Here is a 20,646-nt window from a genome sequence, read left to right on the forward strand (position 1 = left end):
GCCCATCGAGCTGTACCTGAAGGTCAGTTGCCGCCGTTGGGTGAACCGTGGCAGCGCTTGTACTTCCGGCCCGAGCCGCACGGGCAGGGCGCGTTACGGGACGGGCCCTCGCCGCCGTCGACCTGCGGCGAGGCGGACCGCCTGGCGGTGCCCGCGGCGACCGCCTGGCCACTCGACCCGCCCGCGCCGGCCCGGGTCCGGCGTGGCGTCGAGGCGGCGGGACGCTCCGGCGTGGCCTGGCCGATGCCAAGCGCCGGTGCCTGCTGCTCGACCCGCTCGATCACCGGGGCGCCACGACCGGCCTCCCCGTCGACCGCCGGCGCGGAGTATTGCAGGCCCTGCTGCTGCGGTGCGCGGTTGAGACCCTTGGCGCGGATCTCCACCGGCTTGTCCAGCAGCTGCACCTCCTCCGCCTCCGGCTCGGCCTCCTCGACCTGCACGTCCAGGTTGTAGAGGAACCCGACCGTCTCCTCCTTGATGCCGTCCATCATGGTGGCGAACATGTCGAAGCCCTCGCGCTGGTATTCGATCACCGGGTCGCGCTGGGCGTACGCCCGCAGGCTGATGCCCTCCTGGAGGTAGTCCATCTCGTACAGGTGCTCGCGCCACTTGCGGTCGATCACCTGGAGCAGGACCATCCGCTCGAGCTGGCGGACCGCCTCCTCGCCGAGCTGCTCCTCCCGCCGGTCGTACGCGGCGTTCGCGTCCTCCTTGAGGCGGGCGAGCAGGAAGTCCTGGTCGAGGCCGGCCCGGGAGCCGACCTCCTCCTCCAACTCCTCGACCGTGACGGCGACCGGGTAGAGCTGCTTCAGGCTGGACCAGAGCTGGTCGAGGTCCCAGTCCTCCGCGTAGCCGTCGCTCGTCGCGCCCACCACGTACGCGCCGACCACGTCGTCGATCATGTTGCGGACCTGGTCGGACAGGTCCTCGCCGTTGAGCACCCGGAGGCGCTCGGCGTAGACCACCTGGCGCTGCTTGTTGAGCACCTCGTCGTACTTGAGGACGTTCTTCCGGATCTCGGCGTTCTGACCCTCGATCTGGGCCTGGGCGCTCTTGATCTGGCGGGTGACCATCTTCGACTCGATGGGCACGTCCTCCGGGATGTTGAAGCGGTCCATAACGGCCTCGACCGCGCCGGCCCGGAAGCGCTTCATCAGCTCGTCCTGGAGGGACAGGTAGAAGCGGGACTCGCCCGGGTCGCCCTGCCGGCCGGCGCGACCGCGCAGCTGGTTGTCGATCCGGCGGGACTCGTGCCGCTCGGTGCCGAGCACGTAGAGCCCACCGACGGCGGCGACCTCCTCCGCCTCGGCGTCGCACGCCTGCTTCCAGGTCGGCAGGATCTCCTCGAGCGCCTTGGCGTACTCCTCCGGCTGCTCGACCGGGTCGAGGCCGCGCTGGCGGAGCTCGTTGGCGGCGAGGAACTCGGGGTTGCCGCCGAGCAGGATGTCCGTGCCCCGGCCGGCCATGTTGGTGGCGACCGTGACCCCGCCCTTGCGCCCGGCCTGGGCGACGATCTCCGCTTCCTTGGCGTGGAACTTCGCGTTCAACACGGCGTGCGGGATGCCCCGGCGGCGCAGCATGTGCGACAGGATTTCGGAGTTTTCCACCGAGACGGTGCCGACGAGCACCGGCTGGCCCTGCTCGTGCCGCTCGGCGATGTCCTCGACGACGGCGTTGAACTTGGCCTTCTCGGTCTTGTAGATGACGTCGGGCCGGTCCATCCGGACCATCGGCCGGTGCGTCGGGATGGTCACGACGCCGACCTTGTAGACCTTGTTGAACTCGCCCGCCTCGGTCTGGGCGGTGCCGGTCATGCCGGAGAGCTTCTCGTAGAGGCGGAAGTAGTTCTGGAGGGTGATGGTGGCCAGGGTCTGGTTCTCCTGCTTGATCTCCACCCCCTCCTTGGCCTCGATCGCCTGGTGCATGCCCTCGTTGTAGCGGCGGCCGTGCAGGATGCGACCGGTGAACTCGTCGACGATCAGGACCTCGCCGTCGCTGACGATGTAGTCCTTGTCGCGCTTGTAGAGCTCCTTGGCCTTGATCGCGTTGTTCAGGTAGCCGACAAGCGGCGTGTTGACCGACTCGTAGAGGTTGTCGATGCCGAGTCGGTCCTCGACCCGGGCGACCCCGCGCTCGGTGACCGCGATAGTGCGCTTGGCGTGGTCGACCTCGTAGTCGCCCTCGCCGTCGGTGCCGGGCTGGAGGCGGGCCACCACGGTCGCGAACTCCTGGTACCACCGGGCGGAGTGCTCGGCCGGGCCGGAGATGATCAGCGGGGTCCGCGCCTCGTCGATGAGGATCGAGTCGACCTCGTCGACCACCGCGAAGAAGTGGCCGCGCTGGACCAGCTCCTCCTTCGACCAGGCCATGTTGTCGCGCAGGTAGTCGAAGCCGAACTCGTTGTTGGTGCCGTAGGTGATGTCGCACTCGTAGGCCGCGCGGTGCTCGGTGGCGGGCCGGTTGGGCAGCACCACCCCGACGGTGAGCCCGAGGAAGTCGTGCACCCGGCCCATCCAGGCGGCGTCCCGCTCGGCCAGGTAGTCGTTCACCGTGATCACGTGCACGCCCTTGCCGGCGAGCGCGTTCAGGTAGACCGGCATGACCGAGGTGAGCGTCTTGCCCTCACCGGTCTTCATCTCGGCGATGTTGCCGAAGTGCAGCGCCGCGCCGCCCATCACCTGGACGTCGTAGGGCCGCTGGCCGAGCACCCGGGAGGCGGCCTCGCGGCACACCGCGAACGCCTCGGGCAGCAGGTCGTCGAGCGTCTCGCCGTCGGCGAGCCGTTCCCTGAACTGGTCGGTCATGCCGCGCAGCTCGTCGTCGTCGAGGTTGACGTAGTCGTCCTCGATCGAGTTGACGGCGGCCGCGATGGCCTTCAGCCGACGCACCATGCGGCCTTCGCCGGCGCGAAGGACCTTTTCCAGAATCGACACGGATCAACGCTCCCCTAGACGGTCTCGAACCATCGTAGGCGCTCCGGCGCGGTGATGGTCACTGGTGGCGGCGGTCCGGACCCGCGAACCCGACATAATGCCGCGACCGCGCGGGCGGCGGCGGCAAATCGGGTTACGCCGTCCGCGAACGATCCGGCACCATGGCTCGGATGGAGCCTGTGGAGATCGTCGAGGACGGGCTGATGCTGCGCCCCTGGCGGGCGGCGGACGCCGACGCGGTGCACCGCGCCTGCCAGGACCCGGACATCCAGCGTTGGACCACCGTACCTCGCCCATACCTGCCCGAACACGCCCTCGCGTTCGTGACCACGGTCAGCGCGACCGCCTGGGCGGACGGCACCGGGGCGCCGCTCGCGGTCTGCGACGCCGGCACCGGCGAGCTGCTCGGCTCCTGCGGCCTGGTCTCCGTCGACCGGGCGCTCGACTCGGCCGAGGTGGGCTACTGGACCGCGCCGTGGGCCCGCGGGCGGGGCGTCGCGGTGCGCGCCACCCGGGCGGTCGCCCGCTGGGCGTTCGACGCGCTCAAGCTGCGTCGGATCACCTGGCAGGCCGAGATCGGCAACCACGCCTCCCGGCTGGTCGCGCTGCGGGCCGGCTTCCGGGTCGACGGAGAGCTGCGCCTGGCCCACCCGTCCGAGGAGGGCCGGCCGGAGGCATGGATCGGCTCGCTGATCCCGGCCGACCTGGCCGCGCCGGGCGAACCGGTCCCGTGCGGCCCGGCCACGCTCCAGGCCCGCCGCGCGGCGGTCTTCGGCCGGCCGCAGCCCGTCCTGTTCGCCACCGCGGGCGACACCGAGCTGCGGCTGCGCGCGCTCGAGGAACGCGACCTCGACGCGATCGTGACCACCTGCCGGGACGAGGACACCGTCCGCTGGACCACGGTGCCGCACCCGTACCACCGCGAGCATGCCGTGGGCTACCTGCGCGACCTGGTGCGGCCGGCCTGGGCCCGGGGTACCGCCGCGATGTTCGCCGTGGCCGACCCGGACGACCGCTACGTCGCCTCGATCGACCTGCGCATCCTTCCCACCGACCCGGTGGTCGCCGACGTCGGCTTCATGACCGCCCCGCACGCCCGCGGCCGGGGCTACCTGCCGGCCGCGCTGGCCGCGCTCTGCGCCTGGGGCTTCACCACGCTCGGCCTGGCCCGGGTCGAGTGGCGGGCCAACGTGGGCAACACCGCCTCCCGCCGGGCCGCCGAGAAGGCCGGCTTCACCGTCGAGGGCACGCTGCGCGGCGGCGTCCCGCACCGCGGCGAGCGCCCGGACGTGTGGATCGGCGGCCTGCTGCCGCAGGACCTGCAATGACGCCGGAGACGATCGAGGGGTACGGGGTGCGCCTGCGCCCGTGCCGTCCGGCGGACGCCCCCGAGATGGTGACCGGCTGCGCCGATCCGGAGACCCGCCGGTTCCTCCCGGACCTGCCGGACCCGTACGACGTGGACAGCGCCAGATGGTGGATCACCGAGGGCGCGCCGGCCGCCTGGGCGGCGGGTGGCTCGGCGTACACGATCGCCGACCCGGACACCGACCGGATGCTCGGCAGCGTCGGGCTGACCCCTCGCGCGCGGGACCGTGCGCATTACGAGATCGGCTACTGGGTGGGGCCGTCGGCGCGCGGCCGGGGCGTGGCCACCGCGGCCACCCGGCTGCTGGGCGAGCGGGCCTTCGCCGCCGGCGCGGCCCGGCTGGAACTGCTCACCCACCGGGAGAACGTGCCGAGCCAGCGGGTCGCGCTGGCCTGCGGCTACCGGTACGAGGGGGTACGCCGGGCGGCGAGCACACCGCGCGACGGCGTACGCCACGACCTGATGGCCTGGGTGCGCGTAGCCGGCGACCCGGCCGGGGCGACCCCCCGGCTGCTGCCGGACCTGCCCGGCGGCCGGCTCACCGACGGCGTGGTGACGCTGCGCTGCCTGGCGCCGGCGGACGCCGATGCGCTTCACCGGATGCACACGCTGCCGGAGGTGGTGGCGAACCGGGTGCCGCCGGTGGCCCCCGACCGGGAGTCGATCGCGCGCCGCTGCCGGCTCGCGGCCGGATACTGGCTGGTGGGTGACGCCGCCGACCTGGCGATCCTCGACGCGGTCACCGGTACCTTCGTCGGCGGCTGCGCCCTGGGGTACGACGAGCCGGCCGGCGGCCAGGCCACGCTGGGCTTCAGCCTGCTGCCCGAGACCCGCGGCCGGGGACTGGCCACCCGGGCGGTCCGGCTCGTCGCCGGTTGGGCGTTCGGCGTCGGGGTGGCCCGGCTCTGGGCCGGCACCCGGTTGGAGAACGTCGCCTCACAGCGGGTGCTGGAACGGGCCGGCTTCCGGCGCGAAGGGCTGCTGCGCGGGCGCATGCCCGGGCCGGCCGGCACCCGCACCGACGCGGTGGTCTTCGGCCGGTTGGCCTCGGACCCGGACTGAGCGGGGCCCCCGCGAGCACGCGGGGGCCCCGGATCGTCGGTCAGGGGTCAGGTGTCGAGCGTGAGAATGCCGTAGTCGTACGCGCGCCGGCGGTAGACCACGCTGGGGCGGCCGGACTCCTTGTCGAGGAACAGGTAGAAGTCGTGGCCGACCAGCTCCATCTGGAACAGCGCGTCGTCGACGGTCATCGGATCGGCGGGGTGGACCTTCGCCCGGGCGATGTGCCACGGCTGGTCGTCGGGTTCCTCATGGGCGCTCTCGTCGGGACGGTCGGCGACGGCGGTGGCCGTGCCGTGACCGTTGCGCGCCGCGAGGCCGGGCCCGTCGAGGTCGGCCACCGGCAGGCCGGCGGTCGCGGCGGCCACCGAGAGCGGAGCGTGCCGCCCACGGTGCACCCGGCGGCGGTCGGCCGCCCGGCGGAAGCGGGTGTCCAGCTTGGCGATGGCGGCGTCGAGCGCGCTGTAGAAGTCGTTCGTGCAGGCCTCGGCCCGGATCACCGGGCCCCGCGTGACGCAGGTGATCTCCACCCGCTGGCAGTGGTCGACCTGGCGCGGATTGCGCTCGTGGAACAACTCGACATCCACGCGAATGAGCTTGTGGTCGTAGCGTTCGATCTTCGCGAGCTTTTCGGCTACGTGCACCCGGTAATGGTCCGGCACTTCGACGTTACGGCCCTTGACCACGATGTCCACGTGACCTCCCTTGTTCGGACGGTCGTTCGGTCCGGATCTTCCGGTCGACGCGCCCGGGGTGAGCCCCGCTCGGCGTCGACCGGTGGTGTTCGGCTACGCCTCCTTCCGATGCCGGGGAAGGTGTGCATCCTCACTACCCCCGACACCGAAACGCTAACTCCTGTTCGGTCGTCAGTCACCCCCCGTGCCCGAAGGTGGTCGCGAAATTTAACAGCTCATACACCTTGGGGTGAAAGGGATACACGAAGCGTTACCGTCGGCGCCGCTTTTGCGTTGCCGCGAGCACCGCCGCGACCTTTGGCGTCATTCCCGCGCGGCGCAATTTACGGCTCACCGCCGCCAGGGTGGCGCCGGTGGTGACGATGTCGTCGAGCAGCACCACGGTCCCGGCCGATGGCGCCGGAGCCGGACGGCGCAGCCGGAACGCCGCCTCCGCCGCGGTGGCCCGCCCGGCGCTGTCCAACGCCACCGAGTCCGGCCGGGGCAGTGCCCGCAACGGCCGCAGCACCCGTACCGGCCAACCGGCCGCGCGCAGCCGGGCCGCGGCGGGACGGACCAGCCGCTCCAGGTGGTCGCCGTAACGGGACCGAGCGGCCCGGGCGGTGTCCGGCACCGCGACGAGCGTCACCGGGCCGGGTTGCCCCACCGCCGTCGCCACCACCTCGGCCAGCAACGCGCCCAACGGCCGGGCCAGCCCGTGCCGGCCCCGTTCCTTGTACGCCAGCAACCCCTCGCGCAACGCTCCGCCGTACGGCCCGAGCGCGACGCACGGCGGCAGGCCGGGCGGGACCGGGTCCGGCGTGGTCGGCGCGGGACGCAGCGACTCCAACTCGTCGACGCAGCGCGGGCAGAAGCCCTGCCGCAGGGCCGGGCCGCGCGCCGCGCAGCCGGCACAGCCGGTGGGCAGCACCAGATCGCTCAGGTCGGACCAGAGTCCCCCCAGGCCCGGCACCGGGGACCTCAGTAGAGGAAGAAGGGCGCGGTCGGGTTGGCCGTCCGGCTGCCCGCCGGCAGGTCCAGCACCTGCTCGGGCGTGACGAAGTCGAACGGGTTGTTCCGCCAGGCCCCACCGTTCGTCTCCCACATGTAGGAGAACGCCGGCAGCCCCCGGTCTCCACCTCCGGGATACGCCGCGAGCTGGGTCACCGGCGCACCGATCTCGGACTTCAGCGTGGATTCCCAGGCGCCGTCGATGGTGAGCTGGTGGATGGCCGAGCGACGCTCCGCATCGTTCCCGGCCAGGACCAGTTGGTCCTCCGTGATCCAGTCGACCGCCGTCACGCCGGTCAGCAGCGTCGGCAGCCGGCGGGGTGGACCGAGGCTGACCACGCCGCCCTCGACACTCACCGGTGCGACGTATACGGCCCCACCGGCGACGAGCGCGATCCGGTGGCCGTCGAGGGAGCCGGCGACCGCCACCACGCTCCCGGAGACGTTGAGCGGAACGAGGTTCATCTCGGCCGTCCCGTCGAACCGGTAGAGCTTGCCGTCAGCCGCCACCAGCCCCGCCGAATGGTTGCCGTCCAGGGAACGCAACCAGGTGGGCCGGCTCATCGACTGGTAGGTGCGGTCGCTGCGGGTGAACACCGCCACCGGCGCCGAGCCGGTGCCCACCTTGAGCTGGACCTTCCGGTCCGGCCCGGTCACCACCATGGCGGCCAGCACCTGTTCGTCGGCGCGGGCGAGCGACGCGGAGACCACGTTGCGGTTCTCGGCCGCCGGCAGCGGCACCGGGTCCCGCCGCTCGGTGCCGATGGCGAGCGGGTGGACGACGCCGTCATAGACGCTGAACCGGCTGGGGTTCGCACCGCGCGGGTACGCCGGATCCGTGTCGCGTTCCCGCTCCAGGTCGACGGTCAACCGTTTCTGGTTCTGGATCTTCAGATCGAGCTGGCCGGTCAGCTCCGGCAGCGACCACGCCAACTGGGTGCCGAGCCGGGCCAGCCGCGCCTCGGTGGCCCCGGACATGCTCAGGTTGACCTCCCACTGGGAGTCCGCGCCGGTGGCGTTGTTGATCGGCCGGGTGCCGTCCGGCAGCCCGGTGACACCGAACGCCAGCCAGTCGGAGGGGCCGCCGGTCAGCCACTTCACCACCTCGGTGACGCGCCGTTCGGCCGACACCGAGGACGGGAGGTAGCGCAGGTCGGGCACCAGGCGGGTCTGGTCCGAGTTCCAGAAGTAGACGGTGCGCGATCGGTAGTATTCCCGCAGCGCCGCGTCACTCGTCAACAGCACGTTCGGCAGGTTGGTGATGAGCAGCCCGGTCCCGGTCGGTTCGGCCCGGCGCAGTTGGAACACGTACTCGGTCTCGGTGGCCCCCGGCGGGCCCAGCGAGCCGTCGGCGCGCAGCACACCGACCTGCTGCACCTTGATCCGCACGGTGAAGATGCCCTGGGGGTTCGCCGGGGTGCTCTCCGGCTTGGCCCGCAGCCGGACCACGGTCAGCTCGACCTCGCTGGTCTGCGGCTTGCCGGGCAGCAGGTTCCGGGCTTCGGCGGCGAGGAAGCTCCGGGCCCGGGTGTACGCGTCGTCGCGTTCCCCGGCGGCGGCGGCCCGCAGGTAGTTCTCGATGAACGGCACCGGCTCGTCGCTGTCGGTGGGTGCGGGCGGCGAAGCCGGGGGGCCGTTGAGCGAACCGGCCTCGCCGGCGGGCACCGAGCCGTCGATCTGCACGCCGGTCTCGGCGGGGATGCCGCACCCGGCCAGCCCGGCGGGGAGCAGCACCCCGGCCAGCAGCACCGCCAGCAGCCGGCGCCGCGCACACCACGCGCTCACGGGCCCACCTCCACCCGCTCCGGGCCGTCGGCCGGGCCGATGGCCAGCGCCCCCGCACCGCTGCCCGGGCCGATGGCGAGCGGGCCGCCGGCACGCGGGCGGCCGAACGGCAGCGCGGCGTCGGCCGGCACGAGCCGCAGCGGCGAGGTGGTCAGCCGGTCGCCGGCCCGGGCCGGCAGGGTGAGCCGGAACTGCGCGCCCTGCCCGGGCGCGCCCCACGCCTCCAGCCAACCGCCGTGCAACCGGGCGTCCTCCAGGCTGATCGACAGGCCCAGGCCGGTGCCGCCGGTCTGCCGGGCCCGGGACGGGTCGGCCCGCCAGAACCGGTTGAAGACCAATTTCTCCTCGCCGGGCTTGAGACCGACGCCGTGGTCCCGCACCGTGATCGCCACCGCGCTCTGGTCCATGCCCAGGCTGATCCGCACCGGCTTGGCCTCACCGTGCTCGACCGCGTTGCCGACCAGGTTGCGGAGCACCCGCTCGACCCGACGCGGGTCGACCTCGGCGATCACCGGGGTGCCCGGCAGGTCCAGCTCGATGGCCACGCCGACCCGCTCGGCCAACCCGGACAGCCGCTCGGTCACCCGGTGCACGACCGGCACCAGGTCGGTCGGTTCGCTGTCCAGCACCGCGAAGCCGGCGTCGAACCGGCTGATCTCCAGCAGGTCGGTGAGCAGCTCCTCGAACCGGTCCAGCTCGGCCTGGAGCAGCTCGGCGCTGCGGGCCACCGCCGGATCGAACTCGTCGCGCTCGGCGAAGATCAGGTCGGCCGCCATCCGGACCGTGGTCAGCGGCGTCCGCAGTTCGTGCGACACGTCCGAGGTGAACCGGCGTTGCAGCCGGGACATCTCCTCCAGCCGGAGGATCTGCCGTTGCAGATTGGTCGCCATCTGGTTGAACGAGGCCGCGAGCAGAGCCAGGTCGTCCTCGCCGGAGACGACCATGCGCTGGTCGAGCAGGCCGGCGGAGAGCCGCTGGGCGGTGCGCGCGGCGACCCGGACCGGGGTCACCACGAGGCGGGTGACCAGGGCGGCCAGCAGGCCGAGCAGGAGCACAAGCGCGACGCCGGTGGCGACCACGGTGGCCCGGGCGTCGGCCGCCGTGGCGTCCTGCCGGGCCAGGGGTACGAGGTAGTAGAGCTCCACCTGCCCGAATTTGGTGGGCACCGGCGAGCCGTAGACCAGGTATTTGGTGCGGTCGTCGTTCAGCGTGCCGGTGCGGATCTGGTGGGCGACCTTGCCGGACGCCACGGTGGCCCGCAGCTCGTCGCCGATCACCTGGCGCACCGGCACGTCCGGGGACACCCGTGGCTCGATGAACGCGGTGAAGTTGTCGGCGGTGATCGCCACCACCACGCCGCTGGTCTGCGCCGGGTCCCCTCCGGCCAGGTAGTTGACCGTGCCGTCGATGGTGTCCTGGAGCTGGGCCTCCTGCGGCTGGCTGTAGAGGTTGAACTGCTTGGCCGCGTAGTCGCTGCCGTTGTTCAGCCGCAGCCGCACGTCGGTCTCGGCGTTCTCCAGCAGGATGTTGGTGATCTTGTCAGCGATCAGGTAGGCGAATCCGCCCACGAGCAGGCTCGATGCCACGAGTGTGATGGTGACCACACGCACCTGGAGCGAGCGCCGCCAGGCCAGGCGTACGCCGGCGGCGAACCGCGTCGAGCGACCGGCCAGCGCGCGCCAGAGCGCCCGCGCGGCGGGAAGCCGGCGGGACTCGGCGGTCGGCGGGTCGGGCAGCGGGGCGGTCACCACAGTGCTGCCCAGGTTATCCGGTGCCCGCCTTGTAGCCCACGCCTCGCACGGTGAGGATGATTTCGGGTCGCTCCGGGTCCGGCTCGATCTTGGCGCGCAACCGCTGCACGTGCACGTTCACGAGTCGGGTGTCGGCCGCGTGCCGGTAACCCCAGACCTGCTCCAGCAGCACCTCGCGGGTGAAGACCTGGCGCGGCTTGCGGGCGAGCGCGACGAGGAGGTCGAACTCGAGTGGGGTGAGTTTCACCTCCTCGTCGTCCCGGCTGACCGTGTGCGCCGGCACGTCGATGGTGATCTGGTTGCCGGGCGGACCGATGGTGAGCAGCTCCGGCGCGACGTCCTCGCCGCGGCGCAGCCGGGCCCGCATCCGGGCCACCAGTTCCTTGGGCTTGAACGGCTTGACCACGTAGTCGTCGGCGCCGGACTCCAGCCCCAGCACCACGTCGACGGTGTCGCTCTTGGCGGTCAGCATCACGATGGGTATGCCGGACTCGGCCCGGATCGCGCGGGCCACGTCGATGCCGCTCATGCCGGGCAGCATCAGGTCGAGCAGGACGATATCGGGCCGGCTGTCCCGGAACGCGGCCAATGCCCGTTCTCCGTCGGCGACGAAGGACGGCACGAAGCCCTCGCTGCGCAACACGATGCCGAGCATCTCGGCAAGGGCGGGGTCGTCGTCGACCACGAGTACGCGGGCTCTCATGGGGTTTATCGTTCCATCCCCGTTCATTCGGAGGTCGGAGTCTTCACGGCACGGTAACGCCGAGCGCGCCCGCGCACCACAGCCGACGGCGTGGCCGACCAGCGTGGCGTGCCGCGGCGGACGGATCCACCGGTTGCGGACCCGTCGTCCCCCATGATCCCCCGGTGGTCACCCCACCCGCCACCTCTGACCGGCCCTCTCCCCTGCCGGATCAGGAGAACAGGTCGCGCCCCCACCAGTCGGCCGCGTCCCGCACGCCCGGCGGGCAGGCGAACAGGCCGCTGGAGACGTGCCGCAGGTATTCGTTCATCGCGTCGTTGCGGGCCAGCCGCGTCTGGATCGGGACGAACTGCTTGCGCGGGTCCCGCTGGTAGGCGATGAAGAACAGCCCGGCGTCGAGCCGGCCCAGCCCGTCCGAGCCGTCCACGAAGTTGTAGCCGCGCCGCAGCAGGCGGGCGCCCCCGTTCTGGTCCGGGTGGGCGAGCCGCACGTGCGCGCTCTCCGCGATGGCCGGCTCGCCGTCGTCGCCCTTCGCGGCGAAGTCCGGCTCGTCGAACTCGTCGCGCCGGCCCAGCGGGGCACCGCTCCCCTTGGTCCGGCCGACGATCATCTCCTGCTCGGCCAGCGGGCTGCGGTCCCAGGTCTCGATCAACATGCGGATTTTCCGGGTGACCAGGTACGAGCCGCCGGTCATCCAGTCCGGGCCGTCGCCGGGCTGCACCCAGAGCTGCTCCCGGAGCAGGCCGGCGTCCTCCGCCTTGAGATTGGCGGTGCCGTCCTTGAAGCCGAACAGGTTGCGCGGCGTGGCCTGGTCCCGCGACGTCGACGAGGTACGCCCGAACCCGAGCTGCGACCAACGGACGCTCACCACGCCCATGCCGATCCGGGCCAGGTTGCGGATGGCGTGCACCGCCACCTGCGGGTCGTTGGCGCAGGCCTGGACGCAGATGTCGCCGCCGGACAGCTCTGGCTTGAGCGCGTCACCGGCGAAGTGCGGCAGGTCGGCCAGCGCGGCGGGGCGGCGGTCGGCGATGCCGAACCGGTCCCGGCCCTGGGCGTCGCGGAACAGCGACGGGCCGAAGCCCACGGTCACGGTCAGCTGCGACGGGGGCAGCCCGAGCGCTTCGCCGGTGTCGTCCGGCGGGGCCTCCGGCATGCCACCGACCGCGCCGATCACCCCGGCGTCCTTACCCGCGGTCATCCGGGCCGCCGCGGCGGTCCACTCCTGGAGCATCGCGACCAGCCGGTCCCGATCCTTGGTGACCACGTCGAACGCGACGAAGTGCAGCCGGTCCTGGGCCGCGGTGGTGATGCCGGCCTGGTGCTCGTCGAGGAACGGCACCGCGCCCGCCGCCGCACCGGTGGCCGACGCCTGATCGCCGCCGGCGAGCAGCGCGCCCGCGCCGGTCGCCACTCCGGCGACGCCGGCCACGCCGACGCCGGCGAGCGTCATCGCATGCCGCCGGGAGACCCGGCGATCGGCCCGGGAGTTGCTCGGCTCGCTCGTCGCGTCACCGCCGGCCGCGGTGGTCATCGCGCGACGGCCGCCGCGATCTTGCTGACCGGCTCGGCCAGCGCGTTGATCCGGTCCGACAGTTCCTTCAGCTCGGTCTCGCTGAGCTGGGTGTGCAGCTTCCACCCGTCGCCGGCCCGGTGCTTGCCGAGCGCGGCCTCCACGTCGGCGAACTCGCTGTCGAGCTGCTTGACCAGGTCGGGCGCGCGCTGCTCCAGAGCGGGCCGCAACGCGCCGACGGCCGCCTTGGAGCCTTCCAGGTTGGCGTTGAAGTCCCAGAGGTCGGTGTGCGAGTAGCGCTCCTCCTCACCGGTGATCTTGCCGCTGGCGACCTCGTCGAGGAGCGCCTTGGCGCCGTTGGCGAGTTGGAGCGGGGTGAGCTTCTCCTCGTTGGCCTTGGCCACGATCGCCTTGACGTCCACCAGCAGCCGGTCGGCGATCGGCCCGTCCTTGCTGACGTCGCCGGTGGTCCAGAGGTCCTTCTCGATCCGGTGGAAGCCGGTGAACTCCATGCCCTCCTCGACCACCTCCTCCCGACCGTCGATCTTCGGGTCGAGGTCGCCGAAGCTCTCCGCGACCGGCTCGATCCGCTCCCAGTAGGTGCGGGCCACCGGATAGAGCGCCTTGGCCTTCGCCACGTCGTTGGCCTTGACCGCGGCCACGAACTCCTCGGTCTTCGTCAGCAGCGCGGCGGTCTGGCTCCGCACGTAGCGCTGGTAGCTGGCGGTGGCCTCGGTCAGCGCGGCGTCGGGTGCGACGCTCTCGGCGGTGCCGCTGACCTTCAGCGCCCCCCGGATGCCCCGGCCGCTCATCCCCGGCTTGCAGGCGGTCTCGTAGGTCCCGGCGGGCAGCTCGACCCGCAGCTCACGGCTGAGCCCGGGGGCGATGTTCTCCACCTCGCCCATCACCCGGTCGCCCGCGGCGTAGACGTAGAACTCGTTGACCTTGGAGCCGTTGTTCGTCACCTTGAACGTCACCTGACCGGCGTCGATCTCGGTGCTGCCGACCTCGCAGGCGCTGTCGGTGGCCGTGACGGCGATCGGTCCGCCGGCGGTGGCGTCGGCGTCGTCACCGCCGCCGCAACCGGCCAGTCCGGCGACGGCCAGCAACCCGGCGGCGGCGGGCGCGACGATTCGAGTGGTACGCATCGGTGCGAAATCTCCTCGGAGACGGGCGGGTCAGGCGCGCGGGGACGGGGCGGTGGCGGCCGGCTGCGACCGCTCGGCCGAGGCGTTCCCGGCCGGGGCGGCGGGCTGGGCGGCCGGCTCGGTCGGGGTGGCCGCGGCCTCGGTGGGCTCGGCCGGCGTCGCGGACTCCGGGGCCACGGCGGGCTCGGCCGGAGGCGCAGCGGGCCGGGCCGGCTTGCGCAGGAAGAGCACGAGCACCGGCACCGCGTACGCGACCCAGGCGATCAGCTCCAGCACGGTCGGCGCGGCGGTGATGTTGAACATGCCGGCGAGCAGCGCGCCGTACCAGGCGTTCGGGTCCAGCGTGGCGGAGATGTCGAAGGCCTGGTTGTTCAGGCCGGGCAGCACGCCGGCCTCCTGGAAGTCGTGCACCCCGTACTTGAGGATGCCGGCGGCGACCAGGATCAGCAGCGCGCCGGTCCAGGTGAAGAAGCGGCTCAGGTTGATCTTCAGGGCGCTGCGGTAGAGCCCGAAGCCGATCGCCACGGCGGTGACGATGCCGCCGGCCAGGGCAAGCAGCGAGCTCAGCCCGGTGCCGCCGGCCACGCTCTCGGCCGCGGCGTAGAAGATCAGCGCGGTCTCCAGGCCCTCCCGGACCACCGCGAGGAAGGCCATCCCGGCGACCGCCAGGGAACCCACGGCGAGCGCGTCGGTGAGCCGACCGCGCAGTTCGCCCGCGATCGTCCGGGCCGCCTTGCGCATCCAGAAGATCATCCAGGTCACGAACACCACGGCGGCGACGGACGTGACCGCCTCGAAGAACTCGCGCGACTCGGAGGTCCGCAGCAACGAGGTCGAGGTGTACTGGATCAGTGAGCCGAAGCCGACGGAGAGCGCCACGGCCAGGCCGACGCCGGCCCAGACCTGCGGCAGCCGGTCACGTCGCTGCGACTTCACCAGGAAGGCGACCAGGATGCTGACCACCAGGGTCGCTTCCAGGCCCTCCCGTAGGCCGATCAGGTACGTGGCGAACATCGGTTACTCCGCAGTAGGTGAGGGATGCCTCAGTTAACTTAGGACAGCCATACCTTGCTCCCGTTCCTCCACCACGTCAAGTTGTTCATGGCAACGTCACCCCCCGCACCGTCGAGACCCGGCGTCGTCGGGCCCGCGTACGCGAAAGGGACCGGGACGACCGCGCGGCGGCCGACCCCGGTCCCTCCCGGGAGTACGAACTCAGTAGCGGTAGTGCTCGGCCTTGAACGGGCCCTCCGGGGAGACGCCCAGGTAGGCGGCCTGCTCCTTGGTGAGCGTGGTCAGCTTGGCGCCGAGCGCGCCCAGGTGCAGCCGGGCGACCTTCTCGTCCAGGTGCTTGGGCAGCACGTAGACGCCGGTGGGGTACTGGTCGGTCTTGGTGAACAGCTCGATCTGGGCGATGGTCTGGTTGGCGAACGAGTTCGACATCACGAAGCTCGGGTGGCCGGTGGCGTTGCCCAGGTTGAGCAGGCGGCCCTCGGAGAGCACGATGATGGCGTGGCCGTCGTCGAACCGCCACACGTCGACCTGCGGCTTGATGTTCTCCCGGGTGACGTCGGAGCGCTTCGCCAGGCCGGCCATGTCGATCTCGTTGTCGAAGTGGCCGATGTTGCCGACGATGGCCTGGTGCTTCATCCGGGCCATGTGCTCGTTGGTGATGACGTCGAAGCAGCCGGTCGCGGTGATGAAGATGTCGGCCTGCTCGACCACGTCGTCCAGCGTGGCGACCTGGTAGCCGTCCATCGCCGCCTGGAGCGCGCAGATCGGGTCGACCTCGGTCACCACGACCCGGGCGCCCTGGCCGCGCAGCGACTCGGCGCAGCCCTTGCCCACGTCGCCGTAGCCCATGACGACTGCCATCTTGCCGCCGATCAGCACGTCGGTGGCCCGGTTGATGCCGTCGATGAGCGAGTGGCGGCAGCCGTACTTGTTGTCGAACTTGCTCTTGGTCACCGAGTCGTTGACGTTGATGGCCGGGAAGAGCAGCGTGCCGGCGCGGTGCATCTCGTAGAGGCGGTGCACTCCGGTGGTGGTCTCCTCGGTGACGCCCTTGATGCCGGCGGCGATCCGGGTCCAGCGCTGGTTGTCCTCGCCGAGCGAGCGGTGCAGCAGGTCGAGGATGACCGCGTACTCCTCGGAGTCGGCGGACTCGACCGGCGGCACGGCCCCGGCCTTCTCGAACTCCGCGCCCTTGTGGACGAGCAGCGTGGCGTCGCCGCCGTCGTCGAGGATCATGTTGGGGCCCTGCCCGTCCGGCCAGGCCAGCACCTGCTCGGTGCACCACCAGTATTCCGGCAGCGTCTCGCCCTTCCAGGCGTAGACCGGGACGCCCGCCGGGGCCTCCGGGGTGCCCTCCGGGCCGACCACGATCGCCGCGGCGGCGTGGTCCTGGGTGGAGAAGATGTTGCAGGACGCCCAGCGGACCTGCGCGCCGAGCGCGATCAGGGTCTCGATCAGGACGGCGGTCTGGACGGTCATGTGCAGCGAGCCGGTGATGCGGGCGCCGGCGAGCGGCTGGGCCTCGGCGAACTCGCGCCGGATCGCCATCAGGCCGGGCATCTCGTGCTCCGCGAGCCGGATCTCCTTGCGCCCGAACTCGGCGAGCGACAGATCCGCCACCTTGTAGTCGCCCTCGGCGAGGGTGCTCGGCCGGGCGCCGCTGGGGGCCGCCGGAAGCGTGCTGGTCATGGAAGCTCCTGTCGAAGGAAGTGCTGCGCAGCTTTTCACCTTACGCGCGTGGGACGGCTCACCCGGGCCCGGTCGGCCGGGCCGGCAGACGACAGCGCACGGGGCGGTCGGTCGTGAACGGACTTTCCGCCCACGGCTCGGCCGCCCCGTGCATCCCCCCGGTTTGGTTCCCCGCGCGTTCCCGGACCTTCGTCGCGACAACGCTGCGCACCCATAAAGTAACAGCGAGTGCTCGCAGCGTCGGGTTGTTTCCGCGAAATCAGCGGATCAGCGCAGGCCGCAGGTGGCCACGAACGCCGCACCGTCCCCGGCGAGCGTGAGCGCGGCACCCGCCGCCGTACCGACCGCCGACTGCCCCGCGTCCAGCGTCACCTCGCCGACCCCGTCGGCCACGGTCAGCCGGCCGGCCCGGCAGAGCACCACCCGCGGGCCGGGCAACGTCAGCCGCGTCCCCGTCGCACCGGCGCTCACCGTGACGTGGTGCAGCGCGAAATCCTCCACCGGCACCGGCCAGGTCAGCACCCCGGGCGCCACCGGCTCCGGCCGTACCACCGGGTCGGCCAGCACCTCGAACCGCAACACCCGCAGCAGCTCGTCCACGTCGACGCGCTTCGGGGTCAACCCGCCGCGCAGCACGTTGTCGCTGGCCGCCATGATCTCCACACCGGTGCCGCGCAGGTAGGCGTGCAGGTTCCCGGCCGGCATCCAGATGCCCTCGCCGGGCGACAGCCGGACGCGGTGCAGCAGCAGCGCCACCACCACGCCCGGATCGGCCGGATACCCGGCCGCAAGCGTGCGCACCAGCGCGGCGTCCGGCGACGCCGGGCCGGCGACCGCCCCCGCCAGCACCGCCGCCACCAGCCCCGCGCGCTCCGCCGCGGGCCAGCTCAACAACGCGCGCACGGCCTCCCGCAGCCCCGCCGGCCCGGTGCGCAACGCCGCCACCACCGGCTCCAACGCGGGTACGCCGAACGCGGCGATCGCCGCCGCCGCGTGAGCCGGGTCGCGGAAGCCGCAGAGCGCGTCGAACTCCGAGAGCGCCACGAGCAGTTCCGGCTTGTGATACGGGTCGACGTAGTTCACCTGCCCGACGTCGGCCGCGTGCCCGGCGCGGGCCTGCTCGGCGTCCGGATGCGCCTGGAGGCTCAGTGGCGCGTCCGCCGCCAGCACCTTCAGCAGGAACGGCAGCCGGGTGCCGAACCGGCCCACCAGCCGCTCGCCCAGCCAGTGCTCCGGCTCGGCCACCAGCAGATCGGTGAGGCTCACCGGTCGACCGTCCCGGTCGACCGTGGCCGGCGCGCCCGGGTGGGCGCCCAGCCACAGCTCGGCCTCCGGCCCGTCGCTCGGCGCCGGCCGGCCCTGCAACTCGGCGATCGCGGTGCGCGATCCCCAGGCATAGTCCCGGATCCGGCCCTGCAACAACTCCATCGGTCAGCTACCGGACCGTCCGGCCACCTCGTCGACCGCCGCGGCCTGCGGCGTGGTCGCGCCGGCGTCGTCGACCGCACCCTCCGGCACGGCGGTGTCGGCCGCCTGCCCGGTGCCCGCCCGCTCCGCCGCCACGCTGTAGATGTCCGGCTCCAGATAGATCACCCGGGCGATCGGCACCTCGCGGCGGATCCGCGCCTCGACCGCGTTGATGCCCCGGGCCAGCTCCTCGGCGCTCTCGCAGGGCGGCACCCCGATCTTCGCGGCCACCATCAACTCCTCCGGGCCGAGATAGAGCGTCTTCATGTGGATGATCCGCTCGACCTCCGGGCCGCCGGTGACCGCCCGCTCGATCTTGGCCAGCTCGCTCCGCTCGGCGCCCTCACCGAGCAGCAGGCTCTTCGTCTCGATCGCCAGCGTGATCGCGATGATCACCAGCAGCACACCGATCATCGCGGTGCCGGCGGCATCCCACATGCCGTTGCCGGTCGCGAGCGTCATGCCGACACCGAAGAGCGCGAAGACCAGACCGATCAGGGCGCCGAAGTCCTCCAACAGCACCACCGGCAGCTCCGGGGCCTTGGCCCGGCGGATGAACCGGATCCAGGTCTGGTTGCCCCGGATGTGGTTGGACTCCTTGATCGCGGTGCGGAAGGAGAAGCCCTCCATCACGATCGCGGCGAGCAGCACCGCCACCGGCACCCACTGCCAGCTCTCGATCGGGTGCGGATCGGACGCCTTGTGGTACGCCTCGTAGAGCGCGAACAGGCCGCCGAGGCTGAACAGCACGATCGACACGATGAACGCGTAGATGTAGCGCTCCCGCCCGTACCCGAACGGGTGCTGCGGGGTGGCCTCCCGCTTGGCCCGCCGACCACCGATCAGCAGCAGGCCCTGGTTGCCGGAGTCGGCCACCGAGTGGATCGACTCGGCCAGCATCGACGACGAGCCGGTGAGCAGGAACGCGACGAACTTGGTGACGGCGATGCCGAGATTCGCCGTCAGGGCGGCGATGATCGCCTTTGTGCCCCCGTTGGCGCTCATTCTCCGCCTCGCTCGATGCCGCACGTGTTCACTGGTTTGCCAGCTCCTTCATTTCCGTGATGGCCGGAACCGCCATCGGGTCCAGCCCGTGTGCCAGGGCGAGGTAGACCGAGGCGAAGTCGGGGACCGCCACCAGCGACGCGAGCCGCTCCAGCGCGGAGCCGCCCTCGGCGGTCACCACGTCGCAGCGCACCCCGCGCCGTTCGGCGAGCGTCTGCACCGCGTCCGCGCGGCGCTCCTCCACCGCCAGCGGCTCGTCGGTGTCGTCGTCGGCGTTGAGCCCGCCGTCGCGCAACAGCACCAGCCGCAGCCGGATCCCGTCGGCGTCGGAGTCGTCCGGATCGGCGAAGATGTCCCGCTCGCCCTCCGCCAGTCCGCCGAAGACGCCGTCGAGCAGGCCCACCCGGCCCCGACCGGCCTCACCAAGCGCGCCGCTGACCACCGGATAGCGGGCGTTCGCCGACAGCGTGTCACCGAACCGGCGGGCCGCGACCGTGGCCAACGGGGACGACCCCCAGACGATCGGGAGCGAACCGGCCAGCCCCAGCGCGAGGGACTTCGCCGGGTTGACGAAGGACTCGGCGGTCGACCGGCACCTGTCGGCGTCGGCGTCCAACCGGGCCGCGGTCTCCGCCAGGTCCGCCTCGTTGACCTTCACCAGCCCGAGCGCCCGGGCGGCGAGCAGGACGGGCACGGTCAGCGCCCAGAGGCTGGCCCGGGCCGGGGCACGCCGGGGCACCGGGACGAACGGCGCCCGGGCCCGCTCGGCCACCGACTGGAGTTGCGAATCAGGCGCGCCGACCGCGACCAGCCGGGCCCCACGCCGGTGCGCCGCCTCGGCCGCGCCCAACGCCTCGGGACTACGGCCGGAGGCGCTCACCGCGATGACCACGTCCGCCGCGCCCACCCAACCCGGCACGCCGGCGCTGCGGTGCGGGATGACCGGCACCGGGCAGCGCGGTCCGGCGACCGTGGCCAGCACGTCCCCGGTACGCCCGGCGGTGCCGATGCCGGCGATGACCACCGCCCGCGGTCGACCGTCGTCACCGAGCACGCCCAGGTTCGCCTCGGCGGCCAACGCCGCCGACTCGCGTACCTGCGCGCCGGCGGAGGCGGTGAACCGCAGCATCCCGCCCGGGTCGCGCTCGGCCAGCAGCGCCGAATTGTCCAGCAATGCCTCGTCCGCGTGCCGGTGTCCACTGACCCCGGCCGTACCGTCCATCACCGGGACGACCCGCCGCGCGCGTCGTCGGCGCCGGGGCCACCACGTGCCTCGTCCAGGAGCAGCACCGGGACGTCGTCCCGCACCTCGAAGACGCGACCGCACTCGGTGCAGGTGAGCGTCTGCGCCTGCGGGTCGTAGTCGAGCGGGGCGTGGTGCGTGTCCGGGCAGGCGAGGATCTCGAGCAACTGCGGGTCCAGGGCCACGGCGCGGCTCCTTCCACGTATGCGGTCTCACCGGTCGGCGGTGCCGTCCGGCGCACGCGATCTTAACGGCGAACCGGCCCCGGCACCGGAATGTGTC

Annotated in this window: 16 protein-coding genes; 2 read left to right on the forward strand and 14 right to left on the reverse strand. The window is 72.3% G+C overall.

What is annotated here, in order from left to right; translation table 11 throughout:
- Window positions 1-23: 23 nt before the first annotated feature.
- The gene (secA, locus tag O7602_RS23775; RefSeq protein WP_281584829.1) at window positions 24-2,933 is read right to left on the reverse strand and encodes a preprotein translocase subunit SecA; all 2,910 of its coding nucleotides are present in this window, start codon (window positions 2,931-2,933) and stop codon (window positions 24-26) included.
- A 170-nt stretch (window positions 2,934-3,103) separates the two neighbouring features.
- Between secA and O7602_RS23780 the strand changes: the two genes are divergently transcribed.
- Together O7602_RS23780 and O7602_RS23785 are read left to right on the forward strand one after the other, a co-directional pair.
- Window positions 3,104-4,261 carry a GNAT family N-acetyltransferase gene (locus O7602_RS23780; protein WP_281584830.1) on the forward strand — a complete coding sequence of 386 codons (1,158 nt, stop codon included), beginning with the start codon at window positions 3,104-3,106 and terminating at the stop codon, window positions 4,259-4,261.
- Complete coding sequence (locus O7602_RS23785) at window positions 4,258-5,364, forward strand: GNAT family N-acetyltransferase (RefSeq protein WP_281584831.1); 1,107 nt, start codon at window positions 4,258-4,260, stop codon at window positions 5,362-5,364. The genes O7602_RS23780 and O7602_RS23785 overlap by 4 nt, the downstream gene beginning before the upstream one ends.
- Before the next feature lie 47 nt (window positions 5,365-5,411).
- On the opposite strand, the gene raiA is transcribed toward O7602_RS23785, so the two are convergent.
- The 13 genes from raiA to O7602_RS23850 all read right to left on the reverse strand — a co-directional run bounded on the left by raiA (window position 5,412) and on the right by O7602_RS23850 (window position 20,549).
- Entirely contained in the window at window positions 5,412-6,056 is a 645-nt protein-coding gene (raiA, locus tag O7602_RS23790; protein ID WP_281584832.1) for a ribosome-associated translation inhibitor RaiA, read from the reverse strand.
- 250 nt (window positions 6,057-6,306) lie between these two features.
- Window positions 6,307-7,008, reverse strand: a complete 702-nt coding sequence (locus O7602_RS23795; RefSeq protein ID WP_281584833.1) for a phosphoribosyltransferase family protein — start codon at window positions 7,006-7,008, stop codon at window positions 6,307-6,309.
- Window positions 7,009-7,016: 8 nt separating this feature from the next.
- Window positions 7,017-8,831 (reverse strand): LpqB family beta-propeller domain-containing protein, encoded by a 1,815-nt coding sequence (locus O7602_RS23800; RefSeq protein WP_281584834.1) that lies wholly within the window; start codon window positions 8,829-8,831, stop codon window positions 7,017-7,019.
- The gene (gene mtrB, locus O7602_RS23805) at window positions 8,828-10,582 is read right to left on the reverse strand and encodes an MtrAB system histidine kinase MtrB (protein WP_281584835.1); all 1,755 of its coding nucleotides are present in this window, start codon (window positions 10,580-10,582) and stop codon (window positions 8,828-8,830) included. The genes O7602_RS23800 and mtrB overlap by 4 nt, the downstream gene beginning before the upstream one ends.
- A 13-nt stretch (window positions 10,583-10,595) precedes the next feature.
- Entirely contained in the window at window positions 10,596-11,285 is a 690-nt protein-coding gene (gene mtrA / locus O7602_RS23810; RefSeq protein WP_281584836.1) for an MtrAB system response regulator MtrA, read from the reverse strand.
- Window positions 11,286-11,496: 211 nt separating this feature from the next.
- Window positions 11,497-12,819: an iron uptake transporter deferrochelatase/peroxidase subunit gene (gene efeB, locus O7602_RS23815; protein ID WP_281584837.1), complete on the reverse strand. Its 1,323-nt coding sequence runs from the start codon at window positions 12,817-12,819 to the stop codon at window positions 11,497-11,499.
- Window positions 12,816-13,946 (reverse strand): iron uptake system protein EfeO, encoded by a 1,131-nt coding sequence (efeO, locus tag O7602_RS23820; protein WP_281584838.1) that lies wholly within the window; start codon window positions 13,944-13,946, stop codon window positions 12,816-12,818. Before efeO ends, efeB begins: the two co-directional genes overlap by 4 nt.
- A 30-nt stretch (window positions 13,947-13,976) precedes the next feature.
- Window positions 13,977-14,960, reverse strand: coding sequence for an iron uptake transporter permease EfeU (gene efeU, locus O7602_RS23825; protein WP_281584839.1), 984 nt, complete (start codon window positions 14,958-14,960; stop codon window positions 13,977-13,979).
- Window positions 14,961-15,161: 201 nt separating this feature from the next.
- Window positions 15,162-16,649 carry an adenosylhomocysteinase gene (gene ahcY / locus O7602_RS23830; RefSeq protein WP_281584840.1) on the reverse strand — a complete coding sequence of 496 codons (1,488 nt, stop codon included), beginning with the start codon at window positions 16,647-16,649 and terminating at the stop codon, window positions 15,162-15,164.
- A gap of 267 nt (window positions 16,650-16,916) precedes the next feature.
- Entirely contained in the window at window positions 16,917-18,077 is a 1,161-nt protein-coding gene (manA, locus tag O7602_RS23835; protein WP_281584841.1) for a mannose-6-phosphate isomerase, class I, read from the reverse strand.
- Between the two features lie 3 nt (window positions 18,078-18,080).
- Entirely contained in the window at window positions 18,081-19,121 is a 1,041-nt protein-coding gene (locus O7602_RS23840) for a cation diffusion facilitator family transporter (protein WP_281584842.1), read from the reverse strand.
- Between the two features lie 28 nt (window positions 19,122-19,149).
- Entirely contained in the window at window positions 19,150-20,346 is a 1,197-nt protein-coding gene (locus tag O7602_RS23845; protein WP_281584843.1) for an SIS domain-containing protein, read from the reverse strand.
- The gene (locus tag O7602_RS23850) at window positions 20,343-20,549 is read right to left on the reverse strand and encodes a Trm112 family protein (protein ID WP_281584844.1); all 207 of its coding nucleotides are present in this window, start codon (window positions 20,547-20,549) and stop codon (window positions 20,343-20,345) included. Before O7602_RS23850 ends, O7602_RS23845 begins: the two co-directional genes overlap by 4 nt.
- Window positions 20,550-20,646 lie beyond the last annotated feature (97 nt).

Origin of the sequence: Micromonospora sp. WMMD1128 (assembly GCF_027497235.1) — a bacterium.
Classification (GTDB): Bacteria; Actinomycetota; Actinomycetes; order Mycobacteriales; family Micromonosporaceae; genus Micromonospora.

What these genes read in the sequence shown, in the direction of transcription:
- O7602_RS23780 (WP_281584830.1), top strand. Translation starts at nt 3,104, where the DNA reads ATGGAGCCTGTGGAGATCGTCGAGGACGGGCTGATGCTGCGCCCCTGG.
- O7602_RS23785 (WP_281584831.1), top strand. Translation starts at nt 4,258, where the DNA reads ATGACGCCGGAGACGATCGAGGGGTACGGGGTGCGCCTGCGCCCGTGC.
- mtrA (WP_281584836.1), bottom strand. Translation starts at nt 11,285, where the DNA reads ATGAGAGCCCGCGTACTCGTGGTCGACGACGACCCCGCCCTTGCCGAG.
- efeB (WP_281584837.1), bottom strand. Translation starts at nt 12,819, where the DNA reads ATGACCACCGCGGCCGGCGGTGACGCGACGAGCGAGCCGAGCAACTCC.
- efeO (WP_281584838.1), bottom strand. Translation starts at nt 13,946, where the DNA reads ATGCGTACCACTCGAATCGTCGCGCCCGCCGCCGCCGGGTTGCTGGCC.
- efeU (WP_281584839.1), bottom strand. Translation starts at nt 14,960, where the DNA reads ATGTTCGCCACGTACCTGATCGGCCTACGGGAGGGCCTGGAAGCGACC.
- ahcY (WP_281584840.1), bottom strand. Translation starts at nt 16,649, where the DNA reads ATGACCAGCACGCTTCCGGCGGCCCCCAGCGGCGCCCGGCCGAGCACC.
- manA (WP_281584841.1), bottom strand. Translation starts at nt 18,077, where the DNA reads ATGGAGTTGTTGCAGGGCCGGATCCGGGACTATGCCTGGGGATCGCGC.
- O7602_RS23840 (WP_281584842.1), bottom strand. Translation starts at nt 19,121, where the DNA reads ATGAGCGCCAACGGGGGCACAAAGGCGATCATCGCCGCCCTGACGGCG.